The sequence below is a fragment of the Anabaena sphaerica FACHB-251 genome, from assembly GCF_014696825.1.
Taxonomy (GTDB): Bacteria; Cyanobacteriota; Cyanobacteriia; order Cyanobacteriales; family Nostocaceae; genus RDYJ01.
Genome location: NZ_JACJQU010000002.1, coordinates 800362 through 818738 on the forward strand (window position 1 = coordinate 800362; position 18377 = coordinate 818738).

The following is an 18377-nucleotide window of genomic DNA, read 5'->3' on the forward strand; positions in this document are numbered from 1 at the left end:
GGAATAATTAATCAGGTAAATAATTAATATCTAAAACTTGCTCAAAACTGTAAGGACATTGTGCAGGAAATTTAACAGTAAATCCTGTTTTTTCTTGTACATATAAAATAACACACTATCAATTATCAATTATTCAAAAACTCTTTTACTCTTGCTAAATAAGTTTCTGGGTCTTCCAACATGGGAAAATGGGCAGTATTAGGAATCAAAGCAAACTCAACTTTGTCATTTAATGATGCTGCGTGCCGTCCCATTTCTGCCGGAATAATGATGTCATATTCTCCCGCTACCAACAGCGTGGGTACAGTCAACTTAGCAAACTCATGGGGCATCAATTCCGCTTGTGCCTTACTCACAGAAGTAAAAATTGTTCCTATTGCTGCATCATAATCAGCATCAATAAAATCTTGTAAAAACGCTTGTCTCTCAGATTTGGGGATGGGACTATGCAAAAATCTCGCCATAAACATTCTGTCAGCTAAGGGTATTTTCCCTAACCACTTGGGACGGAATTTAACTACTAGTCCACCAAATTTATAAAAAGCAGCAAAGGCTTTTTCGTCATATTCAAAAATACCGCTACAAGTTAAAATCCCCTTTTCCACTCGTTCGGGGTAGCGGTTAAAAAATAAAGTAGCAACGGAAGCGCCCATTGAATGAGCATTAATATAGACACGTTGAAGCTGCAACCCATCTAACAAAGCTGCCAAATCTTCAGCGTATTCTTCTAATTCATAACTTAACTCAGCAATAGCCTCAGTTTTTTCCTCGGTTGACTGCGACTCAACTACAGACTCCGCAGCTTGGGTAATAGTGGGTTTACCACGGGAACGCCCAAAACCGCGCATATCATAGAGCAAACAGTCAAATTCTGGTAATAAAGCCTCGGCTGTACTGCGCCAATATCTAGACGAACCAGCCCAACCATGAATGAAAACCATCACCGGCTTAACCACATCTGATGGTTGTTTCATCCACTCGTAATAATGCTCAACTCCGCGAACCCTGATATAAGGCATTTTTCACAACTAAAAATTCATAACAGGGAACAGGGAACAGGGAACAGGGAATAGGTGTGATATCCAGAAAAATATATTCTGCCTTCTGCCTCCTGCCTTCTGCCTCCCGCCTCCTGCCTCCTAAATTATGCTGATTCTGGTTTGGGTAGCGAAGAGGGATGTACCAACAGTTCCGCAGTAGAACGTTTCTCTACCATTTCCCGCGTCACTGTGCAGCGAGTTACATCTTTACGGGATGGCAACTCATACATTACATCCAGCATCAATTCTTCCACAATACCCCGTAAAGCCCGCGCCCCAGTTTTGCGGCGGTAGGCTTCTTGAGCGATCGCTTTTAAGGCTTCTGGTTTAAAATCTAACTGGACATTATCCATCTTCAGCAGTTTTTGATACTGCTTCACCAAGGCGCTACGTGGTTGGGTGAGAATTGCCATCAGTGCTTCTTCATCCAGGGGATCTACCACGGCTACCATTGGCATCCGCCCTATAAATTCGGGAATCATGCCAAATTTCACCAAATCATCCGGTTGGAGATGACGGAGTGTATCAGCAGCCCGTTTTTCTTTAGATTGCCCTTCTCCCGATTGCACAAAACCAATTGACTTTTTACCCACTCGCTGATCTACGACTTTTTCCAAACCGACAAAAGCGCCACCACAGATAAATAGGATGTTACTGGTGTCAATCTGGATACAGTCTTGATAAGGGTGCTTGCGTCCGCCTTGAGGTGGTACATTAGCAATTGTTCCTTCTAACATTTTCAGCAGGGCTTGCTGTACCCCTTCCCCGGAAACATCTCTCGTTATCGAGGTGTTTTCACTCTTGCGGGCAATTTTGTCAATTTCATCGATGTAGATAATTCCCCGCTGTGCTTCTTCCACATCCAAATCTGCCACTTGCAAAAGTCGCAGCAAGATATTTTCTACATCTTCCCCTACATACCCAGCTTCTGTCAGAGTTGTGGCATCAGCGACAGCAAAGGGTACATCCAGGATTTTTGCCAGAGTTTGCGCTAATAGGGTTTTACCGCAACCTGTTGGCCCCATTAATAAAATATTGGACTTTTGTAGTTCTACGGCATCATCTGCCCCACCTTTGCCATTACCTTTAGACTGAGCAATGGACAACCGCTTGTAGTGATTGTAAACAGCAACTGACAAGACTTTCTTTGCTTCATCTTGACCAATTACGTGTTCGTCTAAATATTTTTTAATCTCTCTAGGTTTGGGTATTTGGTTAAATGAGAGATTGGCAGAATTGGTACGGCGTTTTTGAGGTTGTTCTGACCGTGGTGCTGGTGGGGATGCAGCAGTATTTGTATCAAGTAACTCTTCATCTAGGATTTCATTGCACAAGTCAACGCATTCATCGCAGATGTAGACTCCCGGACCTGCGATTAATTTACGCACCTGCTCCTGAGACTTGCCACAAAACGAACATTTTAAATGGGAGTCGTACTTAGACATACCAAGCCTCTTATTTCAGAATGGTGACGTTTTCCCCTGCTGTGGGGAGGTTTTGTCTAGAAATAACCTGATCGATCAAACCGTAGTTTTTCGCCTCTTCTGCTGACATGAAAAAATCGCGTTCCGTATCGGCTTCGATCTTTTCTAAAGGTTGACCAGTATGCTTGGCCATTAACTGATTCAAGTTACCCTTGATGTAAAGAATTTCTCGCGCTTGAATTTCAATATCAATCGCTTGTCCTTGAGCGCCACCAAGGGGTTGGTGAATCATAATCCGGGAGTCAGGTAGAGACATACGTTTTCCCGCAGTTCCCGCTGTTAACAAAAATGCACCCATGCTGGCAGCTAGACCAAAACAGATGGTAACAACATCGGGACGTATTTGTTGGATTGTATCATAGATTGCCATTCCTGCGTAAACAGAGCCGCCAGGAGAATTTATGTAAAGTTGAATATCCTTTTCTGAGTCTTCAGCGTCTAGAAATAGCAATTGAGCCACAATTGAATTGGCTACAACATCATCTATTGGCGTTCCCAAAAAAATAATCCGCTCTCGCAGTAGGCGGGAGTAGATGTCAAAAGCCCTTTCTCCCATACCGGATTGTTCTACCACCATCGGGACGATGTTATTAGGGCTGCCGTAGTTACAGCTAATGCCGATGGGACTTAAGCTACTGATTGGGTAATTTCCCGACTGCGATACAAGCATACAAGAATATTTAACAATAAGTGGGACAGAGTTTACAGCCGTGATGACGGCTTTTTGCAAGAGTTGAATTTGTATTTGAGCTATGTTTTAACCATTATGCCTTATATTAAGTTGTTCCCGCAGAAGGCAAGAGGCAAGAGGCAAAAGGCAAGAGGCAGAAGTTTTCTAATTTTCACTGTTAAGAGTTCCCTGTTCCCTGTCACCTGTCACCTGTCACCTGTCACCTGTCAATTACCTTTACTCAGGACTGGTAGTTGCTGCTTCCGCAGTATCTTCAGTGCTTTGAGCTTCTGAATCGGTTTCCTCTGGGGTGCTTAAAGAACCTGCGGGTAAGAGTTCCACAGATGAGTTGGCTAAAAGCCAATCTATGATTTTTTCATTTACCAGTTGTGCTTCCACCACCGATTGCAGTCGAACTGGATCTATATCCTCATCAGCGTACTGTTCTAACAGTTCTTTGACTTTGGCTGCTACTTCTTCAGTTGTAGCTTGGATAGATTCCCGTTTACCGATTTCTTCTATAGCTAGAGAACGTTTGAGGCGTTCAATTGCCTCTGGCTGCGATCGCTCGCGCAATTGGGGAATAATATCTTGGGTAAACAGCTTTTTCACGTCTAGTCCTTGCTCTGACAGTTTCATTGCTGTTTGTGTCAGCATGGCATCAACTTCTTTGTCAATCAAAGTTGCTGGCAAGTCAATTTCTACGTGTTTGAGCAGTTCCGCTAACAAAGCTTCTTGCTGATTAGCTTTGGTTTGCTCTTGAGCTTCTTTTTGATAACGTTCTTCTAGAGAAGCCCGTAATTCTTCCAAAGTCTCAAATTCACTTACTTCTTGGGCAAAGTCGTCATTCAATTCCGGTAGTTCTTTTTCCTTGATTTCTTTGAGTGTCACCGTGAACAGTGCCGGTTTACCTGCTAATTCTGGGCTGGCATAAGGATCTGGAAATTGAGCCGAAATTTCTCTGGTTTCTCCAGGGTTCATCCCTACCATACCGGAGACAAAACCAGGGATAAACTTATCTTCCTGTAACTCGACTTGAAAATCAGTTGCTTCTCCACCGGGAATTGGTGTAGGTTCGGTAGATTCGTCTTCACCTTCAGCTTTGGTCAGCACACCTTTAAAATCAACTACGGCAATATCTCCAATTTGGGCTGCTCGTCCTTCTACGGGAATCAAGGTGGCCATTTGTTGCCGTTCCTTGTCTAACACCGTATCCACCTTTGTGGGATCGTATTTGATTTCCTCGGCTTTGACTTGAAAACCCGTATACTGCTTGAGATTGATTTCTGGTTCCACATCGACAGCAGCAGCAATCTTCAAGGGTTGCCCTGGTTCATAATTATTAATTAAATCATCAAAAGAAGAGAGTAATCGCGGTTGACCAATGGCGGTAATGGCTTCTTGCTTGACGGCTTCCTCAATACCATCGGGAATTAGTTCTTCCAGGGCTGCTGCTTTGATCCGACCGGCTCCAAGGCGCTGTAATAATATCTGCCGGGGTACTTTGCCTTTGCGAAACCCAGGAATATTTACAGTACCACTTAACTTTTTAATGACCTGTTCGTATTTTTGTTTGGTAATTTCTGCTGTTATCTCTATTTCTAGTCCAATTTGGCTTTTTTGAAGTTTTTCCTGGGTAACTTTCATGCTTTGTCTCTGTTTTTTGGTGGTTTCATCTTGAGAGTACACACAAGCAGCGGATCTCTCGCCTTATTAACTTGATGTCTCACGTTTGGGATTGGGTTATTACAAATCGCTATATCACATTCCCGGTCAGAGACTGGGAACGCGGAGCATTTTGTTGTTTGCTTCCTTCCTGTTTCTGCCAAGTCCGACGGCGGGTTATTGTCCACAGGCGTAAATTCCGCACTTGCCATGCGTACTCTGTCTACAGGTGCTTTTTTTAAATTAATAGCAGCATTACAATGACGTTATTGATCCTACAATCGCCACAATTATAGATTCTAGAGGCAGTCCGGTCTTAGGGTTTCCCCAATTCGAGGAACTGCCATGCTGAAAATGGCTTATCTTGAACATGACCACATACTGAACGGGTTTCTGGTGATAGCGTAGCGTGACGACGGAGGAGTCATTGGATAGCATCTATCAACTTTACTGCAATATCTTTACTGATAGCATCTCTAGAGGCGATTTATCAGGATTGAGTATTATACATTTAATCCTCCAAAACCTGCTTAATTCTCTGCTGTTGGGGTTTGTTGCTCAGAATGAGGCAGTTGGATGCAAAATACTACTCAGATTGCTTACACTATGATATCCTTTCAACATAGTAGCTCTAGATGGTAGCTCTATTGCCAAGGTTGTACAATTAAGTCTGTAACCTTGTTGAACAGGCTAATTAATCTTTCCTGTCCACATAGCTCACGTTGTCATTATGATTTGGAACTATCTAAATCATAGTATATTCTTTTGATCAGCAAACTAACGTAACAGTTAGTGGATCTAGAAAGTAAAAATACTGAATTATGGCAAATCTATTCATTTTTCCCTTGGTTCAAAGTTTGTTGTATAGTAGTGTATAATTCAAGGTAATACAGGTTAAACAGTAATTATTGTCAAGTGAAATAAAAATATAATTAAAATATAGATGTTTTAGATATTATAGATATCTACTAAATTTATAGAAAAGCTCATTCAGTATTCAAAATGCTTTGTTTGCTAAATATTACCGTTATAGATATTTTGAGTTGTACAAAAAAATGTTAATAACCTTAGTAACCTCTTAAAGGAGGAGTAGAGTTTGTCTAAATCTTATCGTGTAGCTATTTTGGGTGCGACTGGTGCTGTAGGTACGGAGTTGCTGGAATTACTAGAAAGCCGGAATTTTCCCATTGCTGATTTAAAATTGTTAGCATCACAACGGAGTGCGGGAAAGACGCTCAAATTTAAAGGAGAAAATCTCTTAATTGAGGCAGTCAGCGATCGCTCCTTTGAAAATGTTGATATCGTGTTGGCTAGTGCTGGTGGTGGGACATCCAAAAGGTGGGCTGGTGTAGCTGTCGAAAAAGGCGCAGTTGTAATTGATAACTCCAGTGCCTTCAGAATGAACCAAGAAGTTCCCTTGGTAGTACCAGAAGTGAATCCCCAAGCCGCAGCTAGTCATAAAGGCATTATTGCCAATCCCAACTGCACAACAATTTTAATGACTTTGGCGGTATGGCCGCTGCATCAAGTAAAAGCAGTAAAACGAATTGTAGCTGCAACTTACCAATCCGCTAGTGGCGCTGGTGCTAAAGCAATGGAGGAAGTCAAAACCCAAACCAGTGCTATATTACAGGGACAGTCACCTGTAGCTGAGGTACTACCTTATCCGTTGGCATTTAACTTATTTCCCCATAATTCCCCAATGACCGATGTGGGATATTGTGAGGAAGAACTAAAAATGGTCAACGAAACCAGAAAAATATTTGGTAGTCAAGAAATTAGAATTACTGCCACTTGTGTACGGGTTCCCGTACTTCGCGCCCATTCAGAAGCCATTAACCTGGAGTTTGAAACACCTTTTGATCCAGATGAGGCGAGAGCAATTTTAAGTCATTCTCCTGGTGTTAAATTGGTGGAAGATTGGCAAGCAAATTATTTTCCCATGCCCATAGAAGCTAGTGGTCGGGATGAAGTTTTAGTCGGGAGAATTCGGCAAGATATTTCTCATCCTTGTGGCTTAGAATTATGGCTTTGTGGTGATCAAATCCGCAAAGGTGCAGCCTTAAATGCAGTGCAAATTGCTGAATTATTAATAGAAAAAAATTGGTTGAGTCACTAGTCATAGTTTTGTGATCATTGACAACTAACAACTGACAACTGAACAAATGGAGGAGTGAAAAAAGGGTGGGAGATTTTGGCACAATTGTAACCGCTATGATTACGCCGTTTAAAGCAGACGGCAGCGTTAACTATGATGTAGCAGCCAAATTAGCAGCACACTTAGTTGATAACGGTACAGACACCTTAGTGGTGTGTGGAACCACAGGTGAATCCCCTACGTTAACTTGGGATGAGGAATACCAGTTATTTGTTGAGGTGTTGCAAGCTGTAGAAGGTAAAGCCAAGGTAATTGCAGGTTGTGGTTCTAATTCCACCACCGAAGCGATCGCCGCAACCCAAAAAGCAGCTAAAATAGGAGTACATGGTTCTTTACAAGTTGTTCCCTATTACAACAAACCGCCGCAAGCGGGATTATATCAACACTTTCAGGCGATCGCCCAAGCTTGTCCCGAACTACCGATGTTGTTATATAATATTCCTGGTCGGACTGGTCAAAACCTGAGTCCAGAGACAGTTGTGCAGTTAGCACAAATCGACAACATTGTGGGCATCAAAGAAGCCAGTGGGAACTTAGACCAAGCTAGTGAAATTCGCCGCTTGACACCACAAGAATTTCAGATTTACGCTGGAGATGATTCTTTAACCTTGCCTCTGTTAGCAATTGGGGCTAAGGGTGTGGTAAGTGTAGCTTCTCATTTGGTCGGGAACCAACTACAACAGATGATTTCGTCCTTTAATGTGGGCAAAATCCAAATTGCCACCGAGATTCATCTACAACTCTTCCCGTTGTTCAAAGCTTTATTTTTAACAACAAATCCCATTCCTATTAAACAAGCATTAAAACTTCAAGGTTGGGAGGTTGGTTCCGTTCGTCCACCGCTATGCGAAACTGACGCAGAAATCTGCCAAAAGTTAGAGGCGGTGTTGCAAAAACTTAGTTTAGTCTGAGCGCCAATATGTTGGATACTAGCCAGATGCTGGTTTCCCAAGATACTTATAAATAAGCTGTAATAATTGCTACTTATTTGCAATTTAGACATCTGTGCTACAACTGAACGATATAAGAATCCTTCTCTATAAGACGCTACGTGAAAAGTGTCAATTGCTTTTGATTTATTCAATAAAAAATTGATTGGATATCTAAAGTCGAAATTGGCTGTTTTTACATTCAATTAAATAGACATTTGATGTTGTCTTTCATACAAGAACGCTAACTATCAACTGATTAACAACTAACACAATCTCAAGGAGAAAATGGTTAAAAACGAAGCTAGTTCTGCCCTAAAAATTATTCCTTTGGGCGGCTTACATGAAATAGGTAAAAATACCTGTGTTTTTGAGTATGAGGATGAGATAATTCTCTTAGATGCAGGTTTGGCTTTTCCCACCGAGGCTATGCACGGTGTAAACATTGTTTTACCCGATACAACATATCTAAGGGAAAATCGCCACAAAATTAAAGGCATGATCGTTACTCATGGTCATGAAGACCATATCGGTGGGATTGCTTTTCACCTCAAACAATTTGATATCCCGGTGATTTATGGACCGAGACTAGCAATGGCGATGCTAGAGGGTAAATTGGAAGAAGCAGGGGTACGCGATCGCACAGAATTAAGAACTGTCATGCCGCGTGACATGGTACGCATCGGTAAAGCCTTTTTTGTCGAATATATCCGCAACACCCACTCTATTGCTGACAGTTTTACAGTCGCTATTCATACCCCACTGGGTGTAGTTATCCATACTGGGGATTTTAAAATTGACCACACTCCAGTCGATGGCGAGAACTTTGACTTGCAACGCCTAGCGGAACATGGTGAAAAAGGTGTACTTTGTTTATTAAGTGATTCCACTAACTCGGAAGTACCAGGGTTTACACCATCGGAACGTTCTGTTTATCCCAACCTTGACCGGGTATTCTCTCAAGCTACTGGGCGATTATTTGTTACTACCTTTGCTTCCAGCGTGCATCGCATCAATATGATCTTGCAACTGGCCAGGAAACACAACCGAGTAGTGACAGTTGTGGGGCGTTCGATGCTGAATTTGATTGCCCATGCTCGGAATTTAGGTTATATCAAATGCGAAGATAATCTATTCCAACCGTTGCATACTGTTCGTGGTATGCCGGATGAAAATGTGCTAATTTTGACAACTGGTTCCCAGGGCGAAACCATGGCAGCCATGACCAGGATCGCTAATAAAGAACACCCTCACATTAAAATTCGGGAAGGAGATACAGTTGTATTCTCTGCTAACCCCATTCCTGGTAATACAATTGCGGTGGTTAACACCATCGATAAATTGATGATTCAGGGGGCAAAAGTCGTCTATGGACGGGATAAAGGTATTCACGTTTCTGGACACGGTTGTCAAGAAGAACAAAAGCTGATGATTGCTTTAACTCGTCCCAAATTCTTTGTACCATTTCACGGGGAACACCGGATGCTGGTGAAGCACTCGGAAACTGCTCAGAGTATGGGTATTCCCGCTGAAAACATGATCATTATTCAGAATGGGGATGTAATAGAACTGACGGAACACTCCATCCGTGTTGCGGGTAAAGTGCCATCAGGAATTGAACTGGTGGATACTACGAGTTCCGGAATGGTGAGTTCAAAAGTGTTACAAGAACGTCAACGCATGGCTTCTGAAGGACTGGTGACTATTGCTGCTGCCATTGATTGGAATGGTAAACTGTTGGCAAAACCAGAAATTCATATGCAGGGTGTGGTGACAAGTATTGAGCGATCGCTTTTACTCAAATGGGTACAACAACGCATTGAGGAAATTCTTAGTGTGCGTTGGTCTGAATTTGTGACGGGAAGCGGACAAAATGATATAGACTGGGGCGGTTTGCAAGTAACTTTAGAAAAAGAATTGCAGCGTTCTCTGCGTCGAGAGTTGCAATGTCAACCATCTTTGACTTTGTTGATGCAAGTTCCTGATGGACCTCCAGCACCTGCTGTAAATGTTTCTGATGGTAGAAGACGGCGTACTCGTTCTACTGCTGTGGCTTCTTAAGAGTTATTTCGCGCAATCTCCGTCAGGAGATCCCGCAGGGTAGGCGCAAAGGCGCAAAGGTGTTTTTTAACGTCTTTGCGTTTTTGTTTGAGAGTTAATAAAACAGATAATTACTCTTTCAGCAAGCCCTACTTATTGAACGAACCACGAAGACGCGAAGTACGCGAAGGAAGAAGAGAAGAAGATCGTTAGCAGTAGGTTGGGTTGACGTAAGAAAACCTAACATTATTACAGCTTTTGTTGGGTTACATATAATAATTTTGATACAACCCTTACAAACTAATCAAAATTATTCATGATGGTAATAATTTTGTGTTTCTTGTAAAAGGGTATTTGATTTTTCTATTAGTTCATCAACCTCTAACTTATCATCACCTTCTGCAAATGAATTAAGAGCTTGCTTTAATTGTTCTAGCTGTTGTAATGGCAACTCTTGATCTTTAAGTGATTGGGATAGATCATCTCTATAGTTACCTAAGTAAGAATCAAGAGCTTTAAAATATTCCTTAACTTTTTAAGGACTGCAGGTAATACTCAATAAGACAGATAAGGCTTTACTGAAAAATCCTGCATAGGATAGATTAGCGTTAACTACCATCATGCTCAACAAAAATACTATGGTTTTGGCATCAATAGCCAGCCATGCTTCCTGCAAAGTTAAGGCTCCCAAGGCTATCAACCACCCAGAACCGACTAAAGCGATGGTGGGGCGGTTCGTTCTTAAACCAGGAATGTAACCCAGTGTAACATCAGGTAAGTCAGTCCTAATACATCATAAATAGCAACTTGCAGCATAATCACTGCCTTAAATAGTAGATAAATAGCATTTATACTTATTAAACTTAGCGATAACGATGAAATATATTAAGTTTTGTAACGGTTACAGCCAAACCTGTCCAAAGGTAGAGGACTTCATTAGAATTTAAAGTGTGTCAAGTTATCAAAAAGATTAGCTAACGAGAGTACCTATTTTTGGGAAATTGAGTTTAACTTGACGTAGTAACACACAGGTTCTGATTTTAAGTGGCTACTCACACTTTTTACAGAATTTCCGTCAGAATACTATTCTCCCGGACACAGTGATTGTCATATTGTATATTCATCAGTAAGGTGAATACCCTCATAAAAAGAGAGGAGTAACCATGAAGGTATTTGAAAGTACCACAAAAAAGATTTTTTTCTCAAGCTGGGTATCGCTCCATCAAGCAGAGAGTAAAAAGGCTGATGTCACCCAGTTACAGGCTTCTCATTCCCATTTTGGTTGGGGTTTTCTGCGTCCTTTGCGACAGTGGTTGGATAACTTAAAAGTAGGCGATCGCCTACTCGCTCATCGGTTGTGTAAATTCATTCCGGCTCAATGTCCTTTTGAGCGTGATGTCAAATTGTTTGGTAAAACCCTGTTTCACATTCCCCCAATGTGTAAACTCAACCCTTTGTATGAAGAAGTAGTGGGTTTAAGATTTCGCGCCATGTGTTATTTAGCCGATGAATGCGGCGAAGATATTTCACAGTATTGCTAATGGAGTAATACAGCAGAATTCAGGAGTCAGGAGTCAGTAGAGACGTTTTGCCGTAACGTCTGTACAGGAGTAAAACCCTCTAAATACTTAATTTTAAAAATTTTGTACTTCATTTACCTGCAATAGGCTGTAAGCAAAAAGTAAAGTGTCCAGAGTTAATCACATTTCTTGTTAACTCTGGATTTTTGACTAATGGCAACCAGGATGAATTAAACCCGTGCTTCTGCGGTTAAAATCACTCTGCCATCAGCAGGAATTATCCATCCTTGTGCTTGCTGAATTACAGGGTTGTTACTATTTTTTTCTTCCTTCACTTCCAAAATGAAGCAGGAAGTAAACGTTCGCGTAGCGTCCCGTAGGGATAGCTCAAAGTAGATTTGAGCTTTGTTTTATAGCCATGGACAGGGTGGTTAGGACATCAATTGATAATGAAACTCCCACTACAAAAGGGTTTTACTCCTGACTCCTGCTATATATAACGGCTTTAACCTTTAACCTGACTACGCCATTTTTGAATAGCATCCTGAGCATCTTCATAAGCAGGAGTTATCTGTGGCACTAAAGCGGCTGTTTCAATAGCGGCGCTGAATTCTCCTTGTCCAGCACGATTTTTAGCTAATTCTAAAATCTGTTCACTCCATTGATTAATAGATTGTTGGGCAATTTCAAACCCTGGTTGTCCTGGTGGGACTTTTTTAGCAACTTCGATCGCACGGTTGTAAGTAGATGCTTGTCCTGGACGAATTAAGGCATTAGCAGCATCTAACAGAGTTTGATTACTGATATACTGCTTGGCTTCTAATCGCCACTGTTCAATTTTTGCTTGTGCTTGGGGATAAAGGGCTGTATTTTTAGTAATTAATTCCGCAGTAGCTATAGCATCACCATATTCTCTCTTTGTAGCCTGTTCCTGAGCTAAATCTAAAATCATTTGACTCCAAATCTGAATATTTTCCTGTGCTTGTTGATAAAGCGGTTCACCGGGTTGAATTTTTTGAGCCGTAGCGATCGCTTGACTCAAATCACCAGGTTTAGTTGGGCTAAGAGACATTTTGCCTAGCTGCAAGAGTGCTTGGTTACGCTTTTGGGAGTCAGGAGTGGAAACGATAGAGGTGCTTGGTGGTTGTATTGTGGCAACGGTGGCAGGAATAGGGGGTAAACTCTGGGAAAATTCGGAGTTGCTAGTAGTATTATTCAGGGAAGTTGATAATTTGTTGAAGCGGAAACTAGCCTGATTGCGGAGAACAAAGGTAGTAATTAAACCTACTATAACCATGCTACCTCCCCCCCACAAGATAAATTGTTTCCAAATAGGGGTGTCTGTTTGAATTGAAGGTGTGGCGTAGTCTTTAGCAGATGAGGGGATAAACCTAGCTCCTGTGTTTAATTCTGGGGAAGTTGCCAACATTGGATGACTATCTACAGGTGACTTGGCGGCTGATGCACCTGAAGTTGTAGACTGATCTACCTTTGAGGAAGTCTTGCTGAGGGTAGTTCCTGCGTTTTTATTTTCTCCCCACCAAGCTCTATCTGTGGTGGAATTTTTAGACTCCTTCTCTCCCACGAGGGGAGTAGCAACGGCAAAGTTTTCTTCAGAAAAAATCAGTTGCTCTGTTTCCGCTTCCTTATCTAATGTCAAGATTGGCAAAATGGCTGGCGGACTGTCTGGGATGACAGTTACAGGATTTTGAATAGGCCGCCAGTGGTGTTGACATAGTTCTGGGGTGAGATAACTGAGATACGTTTCTAAATCTGTTAAGCTGCTACCTTTGCCAGAACGCAATGCTTCTAATAAAGCAGCTGTAAAGAAGCCGTGACCTAGTTCGCTACTTTCGTGGGAAAATTGCTCTGGTTGACAAGAAAGCATGACAGCCATTTGTAATTCCTTGGCCATGTCAATAATTTCTTGACCCACGGGAGCATCGGCTTGTGTACCAAAGGCGCGGTTGATATCAAATATTAGGAATACATTCAGTCCAGCAGTTTGGAGACTTTGCAGGACTCGTCGCACTTCTATACCAGTCTCTAATACTTGTTCGGGATTACCATCCGCTGGCATCAAGTAATCTTTGTCATTGTGGTTAACACCATAACCGCTGAAGAAAAACCATAGATAGTCTTCTTGTTGCCAGGATGTTGCTGCTAGTTCCTCCAACAAAAATAGAATATTGTCTTGAGTTGGGTAGGAGATTCTTTCCCCTATCGGTGGTGAAGTATTTGTCATCAGTAGGCAATTTTGGGGTAAAAAACCTACTTCTGTCACCAAAAATTCCTTTAGTGCCTCAGCATCGTTTTGAGCGCAGCTTAAAGGTTGAAATAATTCATATTGATTGATGCCAATAGCGATCGCCCAGTAATTTGCCATCCCGCTCATTGTCGGTTTTTGTTTGCTTGTTTAAAGTAGTTCTTATGACGTTAAGATATCGGAAAATACTTGCATTCGGTTAAAATGCTCAGTCATCATTCAGAAGAGCTACAAGTTTATGAACAGGATTTACACTTTTTCACCATCATCAATCATCCCCTTTCCATTTATTGGCCAATTTGGCAGGAAAATCCGGATAATTCAAGCTGGATGTTGGCTGTTGTTGGCATTTCCTCTATGGTTGGCTACGGAAGCGATCGCCCCCCAAGTTGTTCAAGCTTACACCGCTAGAGTTGACTTAGCTATTGACCGTCTGCCGGAGGAAAACTACGAAACCATTCTGCGAAGGGCAGAAGCGATCGCTAGGGCGGCGGCTCAACGCAGTTTTGACCAAGATATTTTAGTCACAGAAGTTTCTATAATTGTCTCTGCACAAAATCAGGGAATGATCGCCCCAGTTTTGACTTTAGATGTTAGTCGTATCCAATGGAAACAGCGCCCTGATCCCCAACGGTGGGCGACTTACTTCAAAACGTCGCGATCGCTACTCTTATTTGAAAAACAGACAACACCACCCGATTCTGCTCCCCTTCCTGCTGCTACACCTCCAAGCCCAGGCACTCCTCCCAAAGTTAACGATCCTGGATCGCAACCGACAAATCAACCACCTGGAGAGAAGCGATAAAAGCCGTTAAGGTGATGGGCAAGAGGCAAAAGGCAAAAGGCAAGAGAAAGATAATATTTCTCCCCTGCACCCCATCTCCCCTGCACCCCATCTCCCCAGTCCCCTGTGTTTCAGAAGTGAGAAAGGCAAAAATTGTCAATTGATGGCTTAGAATAAAAAGGTTGTCAAGAATCACGATATCCGCTATCATGGCTGTCCCCAAGAAGAAAACATCCAAGTCCAAACGAGACAAACGCCGCGCAACCTGGACACACAAGGCTGTTGTTGAAGCTCAAAAAGCTCTCTCTCTGGGCAAATCAATTTTGTCTGGACGTTCTAAGTTCGTCTATCCAACACCTGAAGAAGAAGAAGAAGAGTCATAATCTCTGGCTCAGGAAAAGCACAAACCGCGCAGCTATGGGAGTGCTTTTTCTTTGCTTTCCCGATGGCATCAACTACCACCCGCTAGACGCTGCGCGTTATAGCGGATGTTTCCAGCAGGTAATCGGATGAAATTTTTTCAGAAACCAAGTCAAGAAGAAAGCGGACGGGTTCCTCCTGGCCAACATTTAGCTAAGGGTTTCCCGGTTTTAACGTATGGTGAAACTCCCCAAATCAGTATTGAAGAATGGGAATTTCGTGTTTGGGGTTTAGCAAAACCTACGGTATTTAAATGGTCAGATTTTCTGGAACTACCCCAACATGAATTTACAGCAGACTTTCACTGTGTCACTCGCTGGTCAAAACTTGATGTTAAATGGACTGGGGTGAAGGTGACAGATTTTATGAGTTTGCTGGAAGTAGATCCAAAAGCTGCTCATATCATGGAACATTGTTATGGTGGGTACACAACAAATATTGATTTGAAAGACTTTCTCAGAGAAGAAAATTTCTTTGCTATTCAACTATTTGGTGAACCATTATCCCGTGAACATGGTGGCCCTATGCGGCTAGTTGTTCCCCACCTTTATGCTTGGAAAAGTGCTAAGTGGATTAATGGTTTGGAATTTTTAGCACAGGAAGAATCAGGTTTTTGGGAACGTAATGGTTATCACCGTCGGGGTGAACCTTGGGCTGAGGAAAGATATAGTTATTAGTTATTGTGGTTTTTATTCACAACTTTAAAAGTTGCTTTAAAATTGACAATTTGCCTTTGTAGGGAGCATATCGTAATTTTATGTCTAACCAAAAGGGATTTTTGAGAACACTTTTATAGTGGGAAAAAGTGTCAAAACTGGCTTTACCGTGATAACTACCAATACCACTATTACCGACACCTCCAAATGGTAAAGATGGAACAGTAAAATGAATTACTGTTTCGTTGAGACAAACTGCACCAGATGAAGTTGCTTGTAAAACTTTTTGTTGTAAGTTTTTGTTTTGAGAAAATAAGTATAAAGCCAAAGGTTTTGGTTGAGAATTAATCCAGGTAATAGCTTCTTCAATGTCTGTATATTCAATTATTGGCAGGATGGGTCCAAAAATTTCTTCCTGCATAATTGGATCTGTAAATGAAATATTGGTTATTAATGTGGGAGAAATATAAAATTCATTAGGGTTTGTTTCTCCACCAATGATGATTCTAGCATTTTTCAGGAAATTAACCAATCTATCAAAGTTTTTTTGATTGATAATCCTAGCATAATCTGGGCTTTTTTCTGGATGCTCACCATAAAATTCTTTGAGGCATTTTTCCAGATTAGCTAATAATTGATCTTTGATTTTTTTATCAACAAAAAGATAGTCTGGGGCGATACAAGTTTGTCCAGCGTTGATAAATTTACCCCAAATAATTCGTCTAGCTGTATGCTCTAAATGAATTTCCGTATCGACGATGCAGGGATTTTTTCCACCTAATTCTAAAGTGACAGGTGTGAGGTTTTTAGCAGCGGCAGCCATGATAATTTTACCTACATGATTGCTACCTGTAAAAAAGATATGGTCGAATTTTTCTGTGAGTAGTTTTTGACTGGTTTCTATACCTCCTTCGACTACAGAAATATAGTCTGAATGAAAATATTTAGGAATGAGTTCAGCTACAAGATGGGAGGTATGGGAGGCAATTTCTGAAGGTTTGAGAATGGCACAGTTTCCGGCTGCGATCGCACCAATTAAAGGGACAATTACTAACTGAAATGGATAGTTCCAAGCACCAATAATTAACACTACTCCCAGGGGTTCTGGTTGAATTTTGGCTGATGATGGTAATAGTTGCCAAGGAACTGCTGCTTTTTTAGGCTTAGTCCAATTTCTGAGACTTTTGATTGCTAATTCTACTTCTTTTAAAGCAAAAACTATTTCCGAGGTAACAGCTTCAAGTTCTGGTTTATGCAAATCTGCTTGTAAAGCTTGAATAATTGCCTGTTCATTGTCAATAATTAATTGTTTAAGGATGGTGAGTTGTTGACGACGAAAATCAAATTCTTTAGTTTTACCAAGGGAAAAATAAGTACGTTTTTTAGTGATATGATCACTAATTGAGAAATCAGTCATCATCATAATTATCAATCCTAAAAATTCATTGTTTTAGTGGTAAATCAACTATAAAAACGCTGCCTTTACCTAACTCTGAATTGACGCTAATAGTACCTTGATGTGCTTCCACAATGCGACGTGATAGGTAGAGTCCTAAGCCACTACCAGAAAGGTTGTGATTACCTTGACGGAATCGTTCAAATAGAGTCGATTGTTCTTGAGGGGGAATACCAGGACCTGTATCTGCTATTTCAATGGTGATGATATGATTAATATTGGTTCTATAATGAAGACGAAGAGTAACTGAACCAGAATTTGTAAACTTGATAGCGTTACCGAGCAGGTTGGTGAATAGACGATGTAATTCTAAGCGATCGCCCATGATAGTATAGGTGTTTAAATCATCAGCAAAATCCACATTAATAGTTAAAGCTTTTTCTTGGGCCAGAGGTTTTAATTCTCCACTTACTTCTGTCAGCAACTTGCTAAGATTCACTGGTTGAAATACCAGGGTTTTACGACCTGCTTCAAAACGGTAAACTTCTAATAAGGTATTAACCATAGCCAGCAGGTTAGCATTACTACGTGCCATTATAGTAATAACTTCCTGCATTTGTGGTGATAAAATTCCTAAAGCACCTTGCTGAAATAGCATCAACATCCGATCTGCTGCTACTAAGGGAGTGCGTAAGTCATGGGTAAGACGGGAAACGAAATCTTGACGCTGACGGGCAATTTCATCACGTTCATCGATACTGTGTTTGAGTCTCAGGAGCGATCGCACTCTGGCCAGCAGTTCGTCCACGCTGACCGGTTTGCGAATAAAGTCATCCGCACCTAAGTCTAAACCTTGGGCTACGTTAGCTGTATCATGGGCAGTGATGATTAGAATCGGAATATATTGCTGTAGGTTCATTTCGTTACGAATACGTGTAGTAACTTCATAGCCATCCATTTCTGGCATCATCAAATCCAGTAATACTAAGTCATAGGTAGATGCTTCCAGTTTGGAGAGTGCTGAAACACCATTGTTGGCGCTACTAATTGTGTATCCTTCTGCTTCCAAGATGGTTTTGACAAGAAAAATATTATCGGGGGAGTCGTCTACAACTAGGATTTTGCCAGTACGAGGAAATTTTGCTGTCATAGGATAGGGAAGCATCAAGGTAAAATCAACTTTTCTTAGGTTAGCTGTATTTGTACTGTTTAGAGAGCTTATAGAGTATATTGTTTCCCTAGTATCTTATACCAATTTAATATGAAGCTGCATATAATAGAGAAAACAAACTTGATAAATCAAAATAACCATGAGCCGTACTTTTAAAATTGAAATAGCAGAGAGTGAA

The 18377-nt window shown here is 41.4% G+C and carries 15 protein-coding genes and 1 pseudogene; 7 read left to right on the plus strand and 9 right to left on the minus strand.

Features of this window, described 5'->3' with window-relative positions; genetic code table 11:
* Positions 1–125: 125 nt before the first annotated feature.
* From H6G06_RS07185 to tig, 4 genes are all read right to left on the minus strand, one after another.
* Positions 126–1019 (minus strand): alpha/beta fold hydrolase, encoded by an 894-nt coding sequence (locus H6G06_RS07185; protein WP_190558446.1) that lies wholly within the window; start codon positions 1017–1019, stop codon positions 126–128.
* 125 nt (positions 1020–1144) lie between these two features.
* Entirely contained in the window at positions 1145–2485 is a 1341-nt protein-coding gene (gene clpX, locus H6G06_RS07190; RefSeq protein WP_190558448.1) for an ATP-dependent protease ATP-binding subunit ClpX, read from the minus strand.
* Positions 2486–2495: 10 nt separating this feature from the next.
* Positions 2496–3194 (minus strand): ATP-dependent Clp endopeptidase proteolytic subunit ClpP, encoded by a 699-nt coding sequence (gene clpP, locus H6G06_RS07195; RefSeq protein WP_190558450.1) that lies wholly within the window; start codon positions 3192–3194, stop codon positions 2496–2498.
* 237 nt (positions 3195–3431) lie between these two features.
* Entirely contained in the window at positions 3432–4841 is a 1410-nt protein-coding gene (tig, locus tag H6G06_RS07200; RefSeq protein WP_190558452.1) for a trigger factor, read from the minus strand.
* A 1114-nt stretch (positions 4842–5955) separates the two neighbouring features.
* Between tig and H6G06_RS07205 the strand changes: the two genes are divergently transcribed.
* The 3 genes from H6G06_RS07205 to H6G06_RS07215 all read left to right on the plus strand — a co-directional run bounded on the left by H6G06_RS07205 (position 5956) and on the right by H6G06_RS07215 (position 10007).
* Complete coding sequence (locus H6G06_RS07205) at positions 5956–6978, plus strand: aspartate-semialdehyde dehydrogenase (RefSeq protein WP_190558454.1); 1023 nt, start codon at positions 5956–5958, stop codon at positions 6976–6978.
* Positions 6979–7043: 65 nt separating this feature from the next.
* Positions 7044–7928 carry a 4-hydroxy-tetrahydrodipicolinate synthase gene (gene dapA / locus H6G06_RS07210; protein WP_190558456.1) on the plus strand — a complete coding sequence of 295 codons (885 nt, stop codon included), beginning with the start codon at positions 7044–7046 and terminating at the stop codon, positions 7926–7928.
* Between the two features lie 306 nt (positions 7929–8234).
* A complete protein-coding gene (locus tag H6G06_RS07215) occupies positions 8235–10007 on the plus strand; it encodes a ribonuclease J (RefSeq protein WP_190558458.1) in 1773 nt (590 codons plus the stop codon).
* 289 nt (positions 10008–10296) lie between these two features.
* On the opposite strand, the gene H6G06_RS07220 is transcribed toward H6G06_RS07215, so the two are convergent.
* Positions 10297–10437, minus strand: a complete 141-nt coding sequence (locus H6G06_RS07220; RefSeq protein ID WP_190558460.1) for a hypothetical protein — start codon at positions 10435–10437, stop codon at positions 10297–10299.
* An 87-nt stretch (positions 10438–10524) separates the two neighbouring features.
* A pseudogene (locus tag H6G06_RS27275) lies at positions 10525–10802 on the minus strand (anion transporter); the annotation flags it as partial.
* Positions 10803–11149: 347 nt separating this feature from the next.
* On the opposite strand from H6G06_RS27275, the gene H6G06_RS07230 reads away from it, so the two are divergent.
* The gene (locus H6G06_RS07230; protein ID WP_190558464.1) at positions 11150–11527 is read left to right on the plus strand and encodes a Mo-dependent nitrogenase C-terminal domain-containing protein; all 378 of its coding nucleotides are present in this window, start codon (positions 11150–11152) and stop codon (positions 11525–11527) included.
* A 484-nt stretch (positions 11528–12011) separates the two neighbouring features.
* Here the strand turns inward: H6G06_RS07230 and H6G06_RS07235 are convergent, their stop codons facing one another.
* A complete protein-coding gene (locus H6G06_RS07235; RefSeq protein ID WP_190558466.1) occupies positions 12012–13892 on the minus strand; it encodes a caspase family protein in 1881 nt (626 codons plus the stop codon).
* 118 nt (positions 13893–14010) lie between these two features.
* Here H6G06_RS07235 and H6G06_RS07240 point away from each other — a divergent pair, with 118 nt between their 5' ends.
* From H6G06_RS07240 to H6G06_RS07250, 3 genes are all read left to right on the plus strand, one after another.
* Positions 14011–14577 carry a hypothetical protein gene (locus tag H6G06_RS07240; RefSeq protein ID WP_190558468.1) on the plus strand — a complete coding sequence of 189 codons (567 nt, stop codon included), beginning with the start codon at positions 14011–14013 and terminating at the stop codon, positions 14575–14577.
* 188 nt (positions 14578–14765) lie between these two features.
* Positions 14766–14939: a 50S ribosomal protein L32 gene (gene rpmF, locus H6G06_RS07245; RefSeq protein ID WP_190558470.1), complete on the plus strand. Its 174-nt coding sequence runs from the start codon at positions 14766–14768 to the stop codon at positions 14937–14939.
* A 126-nt stretch (positions 14940–15065) separates the two neighbouring features.
* A complete protein-coding gene (locus tag H6G06_RS07250; protein ID WP_190558472.1) occupies positions 15066–15653 on the plus strand; it encodes a sulfite oxidase-like oxidoreductase in 588 nt (195 codons plus the stop codon).
* A gap of 16 nt (positions 15654–15669) precedes the next feature.
* Here H6G06_RS07250 and H6G06_RS07255 read toward each other — a convergent pair whose 3' ends face one another.
* Positions 15670–17052, minus strand: coding sequence for an aldehyde dehydrogenase (locus H6G06_RS07255; protein ID WP_190558565.1), 1383 nt, complete (start codon positions 17050–17052; stop codon positions 15670–15672).
* Positions 17053–17074: 22 nt separating this feature from the next.
* Positions 17075–18178, minus strand: coding sequence for a hybrid sensor histidine kinase/response regulator (locus H6G06_RS07260; protein ID WP_190558473.1), 1104 nt, complete (start codon positions 18176–18178; stop codon positions 17075–17077).
* Between the last annotated feature and the right edge of the window lie 199 nt (positions 18179–18377).

Coding starts and splice junctions, on each gene's coding strand:
- H6G06_RS07185 (WP_190558446.1), bottom strand. CDS start 1,019: ATGCCTTATATCAGGGTTCGCGGAGTTGAGCATTATTACGAGTGGATG.
- clpX (WP_190558448.1), bottom strand. CDS start 2,485: ATGTCTAAGTACGACTCCCATTTAAAATGTTCGTTTTGTGGCAAGTCT.
- clpP (WP_190558450.1), bottom strand. CDS start 3,194: ATGCTTGTATCGCAGTCGGGAAATTACCCAATCAGTAGCTTAAGTCCC.
- tig (WP_190558452.1), bottom strand. CDS start 4,841: ATGAAAGTTACCCAGGAAAAACTTCAAAAAAGCCAAATTGGACTAGAA.
- H6G06_RS07215 (WP_190558458.1), top strand. CDS start 8,235: ATGGTTAAAAACGAAGCTAGTTCTGCCCTAAAAATTATTCCTTTGGGC.
- H6G06_RS07230 (WP_190558464.1), top strand. CDS start 11,150: ATGAAGGTATTTGAAAGTACCACAAAAAAGATTTTTTTCTCAAGCTGG.
- H6G06_RS07235 (WP_190558466.1), bottom strand. CDS start 13,892: ATGGCAAATTACTGGGCGATCGCTATTGGCATCAATCAATATGAATTA.
- H6G06_RS07240 (WP_190558468.1), top strand. CDS start 14,011: ATGAACAGGATTTACACTTTTTCACCATCATCAATCATCCCCTTTCCA.
- rpmF (WP_190558470.1), top strand. CDS start 14,766: ATGGCTGTCCCCAAGAAGAAAACATCCAAGTCCAAACGAGACAAACGC.
- H6G06_RS07250 (WP_190558472.1), top strand. CDS start 15,066: ATGAAATTTTTTCAGAAACCAAGTCAAGAAGAAAGCGGACGGGTTCCT.
- H6G06_RS07255 (WP_190558565.1), bottom strand. CDS start 17,052: ATGATGACTGATTTCTCAATTAGTGATCATATCACTAAAAAACGTACT.
- H6G06_RS07260 (WP_190558473.1), bottom strand. CDS start 18,178: ATGACAGCAAAATTTCCTCGTACTGGCAAAATCCTAGTTGTAGACGAC.